Origin of the sequence: Catenuloplanes japonicus (genome assembly GCF_000717135.1) — a bacterium.
Classification (GTDB): Bacteria; Actinomycetota; Actinomycetes; order Mycobacteriales; family Micromonosporaceae; genus Catenuloplanes; species Catenuloplanes japonicus.
The window spans coordinates 248,224-261,442 of record NZ_JNXY01000009.1; the positions used below are offsets into that span (position 1 = coordinate 248,224).

Genomic DNA, 13,219 nt, shown 5'->3' on the forward strand with positions numbered 1-13,219 from the left:
AGGATCGCCTGTTGTGCCCGCCAGGTGAAGGAAAGGCATTCCTGCTATAACCACCCGCGTCCGTTTCTGATCAACTGGCACAGTGTCAGGCCGGAGGGCGCGCCGGGCGACAGGGTGACAGTTGCCATCGGGGGCGCGCGGTGGCAGCGTGGGTGCGTATGAGCGATGACCTGCTGGCGCGCCACCGAGCCGTGCTGCCGTCATGGATGCCGATCTACTACCCCGACGACCCGATCGAGATCGTCTCCGGGGCCGGCCGCCGGGTCATCGACCAGAACGGCCGCAGCTACCTCGACTTCTTCGGCGGCGTGCTGACCAACATGATCGGGTACGACATCCCGGAGATCCGCGAGGCCGTGGAGCGCCAGCTGGCCACCGGCGTCGTGCACACCTCCACGCTCTACCTGATCAGGCAGCAGATCGCGCTGGCCGAGAAGATCGCCCGCGTCTCCGGCATCCCGGACGCGCGCGTCTTCTTCACCAACTCCGGCTCCGAGGCGAACGAGGCCGCGCTGCTGTTCGCCACGAACCTGCGCCGCTCCAACCAGATCCTCGCGATCCGCAACAGCTACCACGGCCGCACGCTCGCCACCATGGGCATCACCGGTCACCGCAGCTGGTCGGCCAGCTCGCTCAACCCGCTCAACATCTCCTGGCTGCACTCCGGCGACCGGGTCCGCGGCCTGCTGGCCAAGCTGTCCGATTCGGATCACATCGACGCCGCGGTCGAGGACCTGCGCGAGGTGCTGGCCACGCAGACCGCCGGCGACGTAGCCGCGCTGATCGCGGAGCCGATCCAGGGCGTGGGCGGCTTCGTGCACGCGCCGGACGGCACACTCGGCGCGCTGAAGAAGGTCCTAGACGAGTCCGGCATCCTGCTCATCTCGGACGAGGTGCAGACCGGCTGGGGCCGTACCGGCGAGCACTTCTGGGGCTACCAGGCACACGGCGTGGTGCCGGACCTGCTGACGTTCGCCAAGGGCATCGGCAACGGGTTCGCGCTGGCCGGCGTGGTCGGGCGCGCCGAGGTGATCAACGCGGTGCCCGCGATCAGCTTCTCCACGTTCGGCGGCAACCCGGTCTCCACCGCGGCCGGCAACGCGGTGCTCGACTACGTGCTCGACCACGACCTCCAGGCGAACGCGGCCCGCACCGGCGCGATCCTGCTCGACGGTCTGCGCGCGGAGGCCCCCAAATTCAAGATCCTTCAGGAGGTACGGGGGCGCGGGCTGATGATCGGCCTGGAGTTCGTCCGGCCCGGCACCACGGAGCCGGACGCGCCGGCCACCGTGCGCGTCTTCGACGAGTGCCGCCGCAACGGCCTGCTGGTCGGCAAGGGCGGGCTCTACAACAACGTGCTCCGGATGGGACCGCCGCTCACGCTCACCGAGGACGAGGCCCGGGAAGGGCTGTCGATTCTCGTGAACGCGATCGCGGTGGCTGATGCAGAGGCAGTGATCGCATGATCCAGCATTTCGTGGGCGGAAAAGCCTGGTCCGGCGCTTCCGCCCGTACCGGCGACGTCTTTGATCCTGCGACGGGAAAGGTGGCCGACTCGGTCCTCTTCGCGTCGACGGCCGATGTCGACACCGTCGTCTCCAGCGCGGCGCAGGCCGCGAAGAGCTGGAAGGAGGTGTCGCTGGCGAAGCGGTCCGCCGTGCTGTTCGCGTTCCGGGAGATCATGAACGCGCGCAGTGCCGAACTCGCCGCGGTCGTCACCGCCCAGCACGGCAAGGTGCTCTCCGACGCGGCCGGCGAGGTGCAGCGCGGCCTCGAGGTCGTCGAGTACGCGTGCGGCATCCCCACGCTGATCCGCGCCGGCTTCAGCGAGAACGTCTCCACCGGCGTCGACTCCTACGCGATCCGGCAGCCGCTCGGCGTGGTCGCGGTCATCTCGCCGTTCAACTTCCCGGCCATGGTGCCGCTCTGGTTCGTGCCGATCGCGATCGCGGCCGGCAACGCGGTCGTGCTCAAGCCGTCCGAGAAGGACCCGGGCGCGGCCGTGCTGCTCGCCGAGTGGTTCGCCGAGGCCGGGCTGCCCGAGGGCGTGCTCAACGTGGTGCACGGCGACAAGGAGGCGGTCGACGCACTGCTCGACCATCCCCAGGTCAAGGCCGTGTCGTTCGTCGGATCCACCCCCATCGCGCGGTACGTGTACGAGCGCGGCACCGCGAACGGCAAGCGCGTCCAGGCGCTCGGCGGCGCGAAGAACCACATGGTCGTGCTCCCGGACGCGGACCTGGACCTGGCCGCGGACGCCGCGGTGAACGCCGGCTTCGGCTCCGCGGGCGAGCGGTGCATGGCGATCTCGGTCGTGGTCGCGGTCGGGTCGGTCGGGGACGCGCTGGTTCCTCTCATCGCGTCCCGCATCGCGAAGATCAAGACCGGGGACGGGCGGCGCGGCTGCGACATGGGACCGCTGGTCACCGGCGTGCACCGGGACAAGGTCGCCTCCTACGTGCAGGCCGGCGTGGACGCGGGCGCGACCGCGGTGGTCGACGGCCGCGACCCGGACGTGGACGGCGAGCCCGGCGGCTTCTGGCTCGGGCCGACGCTCTTCGACCACGTCACGCCGGACATGTCCGTCTACACGGACGAGATCTTCGGTCCGGTGCTGTCCGTGGTCCGCGTCTCCTCCTACGACGAGGGCCTGGAACTGGTCAACAACTCGCCGTACGGCAACGGCACCGCGATCTTCACCAACGACGGCGGCGCCGCGCGGCGCTTCCAGCACGAGGTCGAGGTCGGCATGGTCGGCGTGAACGTGCCGATCCCGGTCCCGATGGCCTACTACTCGTTCGGCGGGTGGAAGGCGTCGCTGTTCGGCGACACGCACGCGCACGGCCTGGAGGGCGTGCACTTCTTCACGCGCGGCAAGGTGGTCACGAGCCGCTGGCTGGACCCGTCGCACGGCGGCCTCAACCTCGGGTTCCCGACGCAGAGCTGAGTCATCCTGGGTGCGCGCTGTGGCTCCGCTGTGGGTCACAGCGCGTCTGGGCAGGGCAGACGTGATGGCTTTCATTTATTAGGGTGCGTTTGTGCATCCCAACGGTCAGCCTCCGCAAGACCCGCAGCAGCCCTCGCCGTGGCAGGCGCCGCAGGGTGCGTACCCGCCGGCGGCGGACGAGCAGCCTCCGCAGCTGCAGCCGGACGGCTCGGCGCCGTATCCGGGTTATCCGCCGTCCGCGCCGCAGAGCGGGCCGTATCCGCCGCAGGGACCGCCGCCGCAGCAGCAGGGCATGCCGTATCCGCAGTCGGCGCCGCCGGTGCAGCATTCCGTGCCGCCGTTCACGCCGCCGCCCCAGTCCGCGCCGCCGTTCGTGCAGCAGGGGTCGCCTCACGGCCGGCCCGGCCCGCAGTCCTTTCCGCCGGGCCCGCAGTTCCCGCCGGGCCCGCAGACCTTCCAGCCTGGGCCGCAGTTCCCGCCGGGCCCGGGTCATGCCGGTCCCGGAGGACCGCGGAAGGGGCCGAATCCGGTCCTGATCGTGCTGCTGGCGATCGTCGCCGCCGCGGTCGTGCTGCCGGTCGGGTTTTTCGGCATCCGGTATGTGACCATGGAGAGCGGGCCCTACGTCGCTCGCCCGGACATGTGCGACGCGATGAACGGCAGCGTCTTCACCACGCTGATGGCCGAGACCGAGGGCCGGAACTCCTACGGCGACGCCGAGACGCCGCAGTGCTCCTGGGACCGGGGTGAGGGTGGCGCGCAGGGGCACCTGTCGATGCTGGCCCAGTTCGGCACGAAGCACTGGCTGCAGGGGGACAGCCTTACCGACGCTCGGGATCTTTACCGGTTCAACACCCGCGACGCCACTGTCCCCCAGGGGCGTGTCGGCGCGACCATGGACATCACCGGGTTTGGTGACGAGGGCCGCTGCGCCGCGGAGACGACGGATCGGGTCAACGTCTCCTACGACTGCGTCGTACGTGCCGGCAACCTGGTTCTGAGCCTCGACATCACGGGTCCATACATCGATCCGAAAGTCATCCCCGACGCCACCCGCCTCGACGAGTCCGCTCTGCGCGCGGCCATGTCCACCTTCTGGTCCGAGGGCGGCCGGCCGTTGATGGACGACTACCTGGAGGAGCTCCGCTAGGACACGCACGCGGCAGCGCGCTCCTTTCGGCCCGTGTGGTGCTTGCGCATTAAGGACAAAAGACCCGCCCGGCGCCAGGCGGGAAGGCGACTCAAGATCCTTGCATACGCCACCGCTGTTATTCCGGCCACATAACAGCGGTGGCGTATGCAAGGATCTTGGATCCCGGATGTTGGAAGCGCGCGCTCGAACTGTGGAAGCAGGCGGGCGGCTGGGTGGCTGGTTGGCTGGGTGGGTGGCGTTGCTGGGCTTTCGGCGCCGGCGTGAGATCGCGAGTGACGCATGGCCCACTATTTCCCGAAATTTCGGGCACGGAGTGCCCGATGAATCCCACCAAGCCGGACTCCGGCGCCGAAGTGAAGATGAATGCCCATGCCGCCGCCGGACAGAGGGCCGGCGGCGGCAGCAGATGCGGGGTGGATCAGGTGCGGCGGCGGTAGGCGCTGACGGCGAGCGGCGCGAACACGACCAGGAGGACCGCCGACCAGAGGAGCGTCTTGAGCACCGGGCCGGAGGCGTCCGGGGTGCCGAGCATCAGTGCCCGCGCGGCCTCCATCGCGTGCGTAGCCGGATTGATCTTGACCCAGGCCTGCAGCCACCCGGGCAGCGTGTCGGTCGGGACCATCATGTTGGTGCCGAACGTCAGCGGGAACATCACCAGGAAGCCCAGCCCGGTCGCGGCACCGGGCTCGCGGACCAGCATGCCGATCAGCACGGAGACCCAGCTCAGGCAGAAGCCGAACACGATCACCAGCAGGCAGGCGGCGAGCAGCTGCAGCGGATCCGTCCCGATCCGGAAGCCGATCAGGTAGCCGAAGCCCAGCGTGACCGTGATCGCGACCACGAAGCGGATCAGGTCGCCGAGCACGGAGCCGATCAGCGGCGCGGACCGGGCGATCGGCAGGCTGCGGAAGCGGTCGAAGACGCCCTTCTTGATGTCCGTGTTGAGGTTGGTGCCGGTCACCGTGGACGACATCATGATCGTCTGCACCATGATCGCGGGCAGCAGGAACTGCAGGTAGTCGTGGGTGGAGCCGGCGATCGCGCCGCCCAGCAGGTACACGAAGATCGCGATGAAGATCATCGGCTGGAGCGTGACGTCGAGCAGCTGCTCCGGCGTGCGCATCGTCTTCAGCAGGCTGCGCCTGGCCAGCTGGAGGCTGTGCCGGACCAGCGCGAACGGTCTGGGTTCAGGACGGTCCGGGATCGCGTGCGGATCGGAGAGACGCGTCGACGTGGTGGAAGTGCTCATGCTGCCTGCTCCTCGAGCTCGTGGCGGCCGGTCAGGCTGAAGAAGACCTCGTCCAGGCTGGGCAGGCGCAGCGCCAGCTCCAGCACCGGGATGCTCGCGGACTCGAGCTGCCGCACCACGTGGCCGAGCGCGGCGTCGCCGTCGACCGGCACGGTGAGCACGCCGCGGCTGGGCGACTCCGCGGCCACACCGGCGATGCCCTGCAGGATGTCCGCGACCGCGGGCAGGTGCTCCGGGTCGAGCGGGCGGACGACCACGGTCTGGCCGCCGACGATGTGCTTGAGCTGCGCGGGCGTGCCGTGCGCGATCACCCGACCGTGGTTGATCACGGATATCTCGTCCGCGAGCGCGTCCGCCTCCTCCAGGTACTGCGTGGTGAGCAGCACGGACACGCCCTCGGTGACCAGGTTGCGGACCATGTTCCAGACGTCGTCGCGCTTGGCCGGGTCGAGGCCGGTGGTCGGCTCGTCCAGGTAGATCACGTCCGGGCGTCCGACCAGGCTCGCGGCCAGGTCGAGGCGGCGGCGCATACCACCGGAGTACGTCTTGACCGGCCGCCCGCCCGCGTCGGTCAGGTCGAACTGGTCCAGCAGCTCGACCGCACGCCGCCGGCCCTCCGCACCGCGATAGTCGAGCAGCGCCGCGATCAGCTCCAGGTTCTGCAGGCCGGTCAGATCCTCGTCGACGGACGCGTACTGCCCGGTGAGCCCGATCAGCCGCCGCACCTTCACCGGATCCTTGACCACGTCGAACCCGCCGACCGTGGCGCGCCCGCCGTCCGGCCGCAGCAGCGTGGCCAGAATCCGGACCGCCGTGGTCTTGCCGGCCCCGTTCGGCCCGAGCACCCCGAGCACGGTGCCCGGCCTCCCGATCAGGTCCACGCCGTCCAGCGCGACCGTCTTTCCGTAGCGTTTCACCAGGCCCTCAGCCTGGAATGCGGCGGTCATCGTTACCCCTCGTCCTCGTGCGGATGCCCCGGTCAGGCGGGACTTCCCCAGAGTGCGCGGCACCGCTGACAGCACGGGCACAGATCGCTGACACGCCTTCACCGGCCCGTGTCAGCGCCCCGTGCCCAAAAGCCAGATCAAGACCACAAAAGGCATTTTCCCGCTTTACGGGTGGTTGCGGTCCGCACGCTCCCGCGGGCACCGGTCGTCGCCGGCGCTCCTCCCTGCCGGTGCCGCGGCTGGTCACCCTCAAAGCAACACCCGCCCGTCTGCTCTCCGCCCGCGCTCACTCCCCACCCGGCGCGACGCCCGTCCGCGCTCGCCGGGCATGCACCGCCCGCCCGCCTTGCGCTGCCCGCATTTCGTCTTGATCGGCTTGTGTCACGATCCATGACTGTCGGATATGGGGGGATATTTCGGGGCGGGGGCGGTGATCGTTTCTCGCGGGATCGGGTCTTCGGGGGAACGTGGGCCGGGGCTGCGCCCGGTGCAGCAGGAGTGTGGTGCTCGGCGAGGTGACGGGAGTAGGCGAGGGCGCGGCTACGACCGGGGGATGAGCGGGGGCTGCGCCCGGTGGGGGAGTCGGAGCAGGCGGGGGAGTGAGACAGTGATCTGGTGCGCGTGGGGATTCTGGGGCCGCTGGAGGTGGCCGCCGACGGGGTGGCCGTCGAGGTGGCCGGCGGAAGGCTGCGTGCGCTGCTGATCAGGCTGGCGCTGGAGCCGGGGCGGGCGGTGACCGTCGCGGCGCTGGCGGGAGCGCTCTGGGCGGACGAGACGCCGGGTGACCCGGTCGGGGCGGTGCAGCAGCTGGTCTCGCGGTTGCGGCGTGCGCTGCCGGACGGTGGCGTGCTGCGCTCGACGCCCGCCGGATATCTGCTGGAGCTGCCTGCGGACGCGGTCGACGCGGCCCGCTTCGAGCGCCTGGTCGCCGAGGGGCGCCGCGCGTTGAAGGCCGGCCGGGCGGAGGAGGCCGGCGCCGCGTTGCGGGAGGCCCTGCGCCTGTGGCGTGGTCCCGCGCTCGCCGATGCCGCGGACGCGCCCTACGCGCAGGGCGCGGCCGCCCGCCTGGAGGAGCTGCGTCTCACCGCGGCCGAGGACCGGGCCGAGGCCGAGCTGATCGCGGCCGGTGACGCCGCGGTCCCGGCCGGCCTGGTCGCGGAGCTGGGCGAGCTGGCCGCCGCGCACCCGTTGCGCGAGCGGTTGCACGCGTTGCGCCTGCGCGCGCTGGTCACGGACGGCCGCACGGCCGAGGCGCTGACCGCCTACGCGGAGTTGCGCGAGCGTCTCGCCGGGGAGCTGGGCGTCGATCCGTCGCCGGAGGTGCAGGCGATCCACCTGGCGGCGCTGCGCGGCGCCGAGCCCGCTCCCGCGCCGGTCGCGGTGACGAACCTGCGGGCCGCGGTCAACAGCTTCGTCGGCCGCGATGCGGAACGTGCGCTGCTGCACCGCCAGCTTCGGGAGGGCCGCCTCGTCACGCTGGTCGGGCCGGGCGGCGCCGGCAAGACCCGCCTCGCGACCACGGTCGCGCAGGAGCTCGCGGACCCGGCGTGGGGTGGCACCGGCACGGCGGTCCCGGCCGCCCGGGAACTCGCCAGGACGGGCCCCGCGGTCGCCCGGGAACTCGCCAGGACGGGCCCCGCGGTCGCCCGGGAACTCGCAGGGACGGGGACCGCGGACGCCCGGGAGTCCGGCGGGACGGGGACCGCAGGCGCGCGAGAGATCGCAGGCCAGGCCCGTGCGGCGACCGGAAGCGTGCGAGAGCCGGCCGGCCCGGCGACCTCGAGCCGGGGGCAGGCGACCACCACGACCCAAGAGCATCACGGGGGTACGCCGAGGAGCGACGTCTGGCTGGTCGAGCTGGCGCCGGTGGCGGCGGACGAGGATGTGGCGCAGGCCGCGCTGGGCGCGTTGCAGCGGCTGCGGGTGACGTCGTTCGGCGCGGCGCGGATGGCCGGTGGGGCGGCCTCGACCGTGGACCGGCTGGTGGAGCTGCTGGCGCCGCACGACGCGGTGCTGGTGCTGGACAACTGTGAGCACGTGGTGGCCGGCGCGGCCCGGCTGGCGGACGAGCTGCTGGGCAGCTGTCCCCGGCTGCGGATCATCGCGACCAGCCGGGAGCGCCTGGGGATCGGTGGTGAGGCGCTCTGTCCCGTACCCCCGCTGGATCTTCCGGGTGTGGGGTTGAGTGCGGCGGAGGCGCTGGGCTGGCCGTCCGTGCGGCTGTTCCGGGACAGGGCGGTGGCGGTCCGGCCGGATTTCGCGGTGGACGCGCGGACCGTGGATGCGGTGGTGGAGGTCTGCCGCCGGCTGGACGGGATGCCGCTCGCGATCGAGCTGGCCGCGGCCCGGCTGCGTGCGCTGCCGATCCAGGAGGTGGTGCGGCGGCTGGACGACCGGTTCGCGCTGCTCACCGGTGGGAGCCGGACCGCGCTGCCGCGGCATCGGACGTTGCGGGCGGTGGTCGACTGGAGCTGGGATCTGCTGGACGAGTCCGAGCGGCTGCTGGCGGAGCGGCTGGCGGTGTTCCCGGGCTCGTTCACGCAGGACGATGCGGAGGCGGTCTGCGGCGTGCCGGGCGACGTGCTGCTGTCGCTGGTCGATCGGTCTCTGGTGCAGGTGGCGCCGGGTGCGGACGTGCCGCGGTACCGGATGCTGGACACGATCGCGGCGTACGCGGCGGAGCGTCTGGCCGCGTCCGGCGACGGCCCGGAGACGCGGCGTGCGCACGCCCGGCACTTCCTGGCGCTGGCCGAGGAGGCGGAGCCGCACCTGCGCCGCGCGGAGCAGCTGGACTGGCTGGCGCGGCTGCACGGCGCGCACGACGACCTTCTCACGGCGCTGCGGTTCGCGACGGATGCGGGGGACGCGGACACGGCGGTACGGATGACCGCGGCAATGGCCATGTTCTGGATCGTGACCGGCAAGCAGGCCGAGGCCACGGCGTGGTGCGAGCTGACGGCGGACCTGCCCGGCCCGGCGCCGGGTGAGGCGCGCGCGATCGTGCGCGGCGGGCGGCTGCTGTCCCAGTTCCAGGAGGGGGACCGGGGCTCGGCGCTGGCGGAGGTGCGCGCGCTGGCCCGGCAGCGGGACGAGTCCTGGCAGCACCCGTTCCTGGTGCTGGTCGAGACCGTGCTGGCCGTGTTCGAGGACGACATCCCGGCCGCGCTGGCGGCGATCGCGGCGCATCTGGACTCGCCGGACCCGTGGCTGCGCGCCATGATGCACCTGGTCCGGTCGTACGTGATGGACAACGACGGCGACCTGTCCGCGCGCCGCCACGAGCTGGAGATCGCGACCGCGTGCTTCCGGGAGCTGGGGGAGCGGCTCGGGCTGTCCGCCGCGCTCACCGAGCTGTCCGAGGCGCTGGCGCTCGGCGGTGAGTTCGACGACGCGCTCGGTGTGCTGGACGAGTCGATCACGCTGTTGCGCACGCTCAATGCCGGCGACGACATCTCGCACCAGCGGGTCTGGCGGGCGCTGATCCTGGCCCGCCAGGTGAGCGCGGAGGAGGCGCGGGCCGAGTTCCGGGCCGTGATCGCGGAGTGTGACCTGACCGGGTCGCTGCGGTCGCACGTGTTCGCGTCCGTGACGTTCGGCGTCGCGCTCGGCGCGCTCGGCTATCCGGACGAGGCCGAGGCGCAGCTGCTCCGGGCCCGCGCGCTGACGGCCGGGTCGCTGTCCTCGCCGCCGCAGCTGCAGGTGCTGATCGACTGCGGGCTGGCCGGGATCGCGATCCAGCGCGGCGACCTGGCCGCGGCCGGGGCGGCGATCCCGGGCGCGGTGGCGACCGCGCTGGAGGTCAAGGACATTCCGGTGCTGGCCCGGACCGGCGTCACGCTCGCGCTGCTGCGGCACGCGGGGGGCCGGGCGGAGGAGGCGGCGGAGCTGCTCGGCGCCGTGGAGGTGATCCGCGGCGGGCCGGACCGCCTGAGCCTGGACATCGCGCTGCTCGGTGACGCGGTGGCGGCGGACCTGGGCGCGGAGGCGTTCGGGAAGGCGGTGGCGCGGGGTCGCGCGCTGTCCCGCGAGGCCGCGGTCGCGCTGCTGCCGACTGTGTGAAACGCGCGTGACAGGCGGCACAGAGGTAAGTGCCCCCGGGGTGTTCGCCGGATACGGGTGATGAGGTGGAGACTGAGGTGTTGCCGACCCGGCGACTCGTGCCTGGCGGCCACCCCCGCGCCGGGCGGACGATTGGCTCGTGGGGGTCGAGGCACGACCACCGGCAGGATGGAGATTCGCGGCGATGGACAGGCGCACCGATGTCGTCGAGGACCTGATGTCCAGGTTCCCGCACATCCCCAGAGAGGCCGTGATCAAGGAGGATCTGCTCCGCGGCGGCGTCGCCTTCGACGGGTCGATGCTCACCGACGGTGAGGACGGCGAGGTCAAGCCGAAGTCGTACTTCATCTTCTCGTTCGACCACCGGACACTGCCGGAGCTGGGCGAGGCCGCGCTGCGCCGCCCGCCGGAGGAGATCATCCTGACCGGTGGTCCGTACGATCTGCGACGCACCGTGGTGTCGGTCCGGGTCAACCCGTCCTCGCCGTACAAGATCTCGGCGGACTCCGAGGGGCGCGCGAAGCTCTACCTGGACGGGCGCGAGATCGCGGACGTGGGCCTGCCGCCGATGCCGGAGTATTACCGGCACGCGCTGCGGAATGGTAAGTCGGTGATGGAGGTGGCTCCCACCATTCAGTGGGGCTACCTGATTTACCTCACCGTTTTCCGCGTGTGTCAGTACTTCGGCGCGAAGGAAGAGTGCCAGTACTGCGACATCAACCACAACTGGCGTCAGCACAAGGCGGCCGGCCGTCCCTACACCGGTGTGAAGCCGGTGCAGGAGGTGCTGGAGGCGCTGGACATCATCGACAAGCACGACACGCTCGGCACCTCGAAGGCGTACACGCTCACCGGTGGCTCGGTGACGTCCAAGGTGGACGGCCTGGCCGAGGCGGACTTCTACGGGCGGTACGCGAAGGCGATCGAGGAGCGGTTCCCCGGCCGCTGGATCGGCAAGGTCGTGGCGCAGGCGCTTCCCAAGGCGGACGTGCAGCGTTTCTACGACTACGGCGTGCGCATTTACCACCCCAATTACGAGGTGTGGGACAAGCGCCTGTTCGAGCTGCACTGTCCGGGCAAGGAGCGCTATGTCGGCCGCGAGGAATGGCACCGCCGCATTCTCGACTCGGCCGAGATCTTCGGCCCGAGGAACGTGATTCCGAACTTCGTGGCCGGCATCGAGATGGCCGCGCCGGCCGGTTTCCCGACGCCGGAGCAGGCCGTCGACTCGACCGGCGAGGGCCTGGAGTACTTCATGTCCCGGGGCATCCTGCCGCGCTTCACCACCTGGTGCCCGGAGCCGACCACGCCGCTGGGGCAGATGAACCCGGAGGGTGCGCCGCTGGAGTACCACATCCGGCTGCTGGACCGGTACCGCGCGGTGATGGACGCGAACGGTCTGCTGCCGCCGCCCGGCTACGGCCCGCCCGGTGCCGGTAACGCGGTCTTCTCGGTGAGCTCGTTCATGGACACGCTCCCAGCGGACATGGAGATCGCGGAGGAGAAGCCCGCAACGGTCTAAAACGGCATAAAGCGCGAAAAGTCGGCAACCCCCGGGTTGCCGACTTTTTTCGTGTGCGGGCCGTTCTGGTAAGACGGATTTTCACGGTGGGCGTGTCGGCGCTCCGTGCGGGCCGGGCGAGTTTCCGGCCGTACCCTCGCTGAATTTCGATCTTGTTAATGCTCCACGCGTGCCGCTGACGGGGCGTAATCGCCCCCTGGCCTGCGTCTTTGCTGGTGGAACCGGTTACTTAGGGTTCCGTTAGCACGCACGTGTGAACGGTCGGTGAGCGCGACCTCGGTAACGGTTTGAAAACTTCACCCGAAGTCTTGACACAAGGGGGCCCGCAGTAAGAAGTTTTACCACCAAACAGTAAACATTCTTTTCGGAGGCTCGCGGATGACGGAGGTCGACACCACCGTGGTGACCACGGTGACGGATGCCTCCGTGCGGGAGAGCGGCGTCCTGGTCCGGGTGCGTTCGCGGTTGCCGGAGTTCACCGGCGCACTGCAGCGGGTCGCGGAGCAGGTGCTGGCCGACCCGGCCGTTGCGGCCCGGTCCACGATCGTGGAGCTGGCCGAACGCAGCGGCACCTCACCGGCCACGGTGACCCGGTTCTGCCGGGCCCTGGGCTTCGAGGGGTACGCGGATCTCCGGCTGGACATCGCGGCCGAGACCGGCCGGGCCCGCGCGGCGGGCTGGACGGTCGACATCGGGCGTGAGATCCAGCCGAGCGACCCGCTGGACCGGGTGCTCGACCAGCTCATGGCCGCGGACACGCGCGCCATGCAGGACACGGCGGCCCTGCTCGACCTCGCCGAGGTCGAGCGCGCGGCGGCGGCGATCGCCACCGCGGACCGGGTCAACATCTTCGGCGCCAGCGGAAGCGCGCTGGTCGGCGGGGAGCTTCAGTTCAGCCTGCACCGCATCGGGGTGCCGGCGTGGGCGTGGTCCGACGTGCACAACGGGCTCGCCAGCGCCGCGCTGATGCGGGACGGGGATGTGGCCCTGGGCATCTCGCACAGCGGCCAGACACGAGAAACGATCGAGATGCTGGCCGAGGCCGGCAGTCACGGTGCCACCACCGTGGCCTTGACCAGCTTCCCCCGCGCACCACTGGCGGAGCTGGCCGACATAGTCCTGCTCACCGCGACGCAGGCCACCACGTTCCGGCCGGACGCGCTCTCCGCGCGGCACCCTCAGCTGGTCGTGCTGGATCTGCTCTACATCGCGGTAGCGCAGCGGACCACCGAACGATCCCACGCGGCCTTTCAGCGCACCGCCCGTGCAGTCGACGGGCACAAGGGCCGCAAAGAGTAGTAACTCCGCCTTCAGGTAGTAGTTCGTCATCAAGGAGTCGCGA

8 protein-coding genes are annotated in these 13,219 nt (G+C 71.0%); 6 read left to right on the forward strand and 2 right to left on the reverse strand.

The window, feature by feature from the left end; all coding sequences use genetic code 11:
- Nucleotides 1-158 precede the first annotated feature (158 nt).
- The 3 genes from OP04_RS16030 to OP04_RS16040 all read left to right on the forward strand — a co-directional run bounded on the left by OP04_RS16030 (nucleotide 159) and on the right by OP04_RS16040 (nucleotide 4,097).
- Complete coding sequence (locus OP04_RS16030) at nucleotides 159-1,466, forward strand: aspartate aminotransferase family protein (protein WP_033340454.1); 1,308 nt, start codon at nucleotides 159-161, stop codon at nucleotides 1,464-1,466.
- Nucleotides 1,463-2,947: a CoA-acylating methylmalonate-semialdehyde dehydrogenase gene (locus tag OP04_RS16035; RefSeq protein ID WP_033340455.1), complete on the forward strand. Its 1,485-nt coding sequence runs from the start codon at nucleotides 1,463-1,465 to the stop codon at nucleotides 2,945-2,947. The genes OP04_RS16030 and OP04_RS16035 overlap by 4 nt, the downstream gene beginning before the upstream one ends.
- Before the next feature lie 91 nt (nucleotides 2,948-3,038).
- Nucleotides 3,039-4,097, forward strand: coding sequence for a hypothetical protein (locus tag OP04_RS16040; protein ID WP_033340456.1), 1,059 nt, complete (start codon nucleotides 3,039-3,041; stop codon nucleotides 4,095-4,097).
- A gap of 421 nt (nucleotides 4,098-4,518) precedes the next feature.
- Here OP04_RS16040 and OP04_RS16045 read toward each other — a convergent pair whose 3' ends face one another.
- Both OP04_RS16045 and OP04_RS16050 read right to left on the reverse strand, forming a co-directional pair.
- Nucleotides 4,519-5,349, reverse strand: a complete 831-nt coding sequence (locus tag OP04_RS16045) for an ABC transporter permease (RefSeq protein ID WP_033340457.1) — start codon at nucleotides 5,347-5,349, stop codon at nucleotides 4,519-4,521.
- Complete coding sequence (locus tag OP04_RS16050; protein WP_033340458.1) at nucleotides 5,346-6,296, reverse strand: daunorubicin resistance protein DrrA family ABC transporter ATP-binding protein; 951 nt, start codon at nucleotides 6,294-6,296, stop codon at nucleotides 5,346-5,348. Before OP04_RS16050 ends, OP04_RS16045 begins: the two co-directional genes overlap by 4 nt.
- Nucleotides 6,297-6,911: 615 nt before the next feature.
- Here OP04_RS16050 and OP04_RS16055 point away from each other — a divergent pair.
- The 3 genes from OP04_RS16055 (at nucleotide 6,912) to OP04_RS16065 (ending at nucleotide 13,176) form a co-directional block, all read left to right on the forward strand.
- Nucleotides 6,912-10,355 (forward strand): ATP-binding protein, encoded by a 3,444-nt coding sequence (locus OP04_RS16055; protein WP_085066500.1) that lies wholly within the window; start codon nucleotides 6,912-6,914, stop codon nucleotides 10,353-10,355.
- Nucleotides 10,356-10,539: 184 nt separating this feature from the next.
- Complete coding sequence (locus OP04_RS16060; protein ID WP_033340459.1) at nucleotides 10,540-11,877, forward strand: radical SAM protein; 1,338 nt, start codon at nucleotides 10,540-10,542, stop codon at nucleotides 11,875-11,877.
- A gap of 378 nt (nucleotides 11,878-12,255) precedes the next feature.
- Nucleotides 12,256-13,176: a MurR/RpiR family transcriptional regulator gene (locus OP04_RS16065; RefSeq protein ID WP_033340460.1), complete on the forward strand. Its 921-nt coding sequence runs from the start codon at nucleotides 12,256-12,258 to the stop codon at nucleotides 13,174-13,176.
- Nucleotides 13,177-13,219: the final 43 nt, after the last annotated feature.

Bases quoted from the DNA above. Each gene is read 5' to 3' on its own strand.
- OP04_RS16030 (WP_033340454.1), top strand. From the start codon at position 159: ATGAGCGATGACCTGCTGGCGCGCCACCGAGCCGTGCTGCCGTCATGG.
- OP04_RS16035 (WP_033340455.1), top strand. From the start codon at position 1,463: ATGATCCAGCATTTCGTGGGCGGAAAAGCCTGGTCCGGCGCTTCCGCC.
- OP04_RS16045 (WP_033340457.1), bottom strand. From the start codon at position 5,349: ATGAGCACTTCCACCACGTCGACGCGTCTCTCCGATCCGCACGCGATC.
- OP04_RS16050 (WP_033340458.1), bottom strand. From the start codon at position 6,296: ATGACCGCCGCATTCCAGGCTGAGGGCCTGGTGAAACGCTACGGAAAG.
- OP04_RS16060 (WP_033340459.1), top strand. From the start codon at position 10,540: ATGGACAGGCGCACCGATGTCGTCGAGGACCTGATGTCCAGGTTCCCG.
- OP04_RS16065 (WP_033340460.1), top strand. From the start codon at position 12,256: ATGACGGAGGTCGACACCACCGTGGTGACCACGGTGACGGATGCCTCC.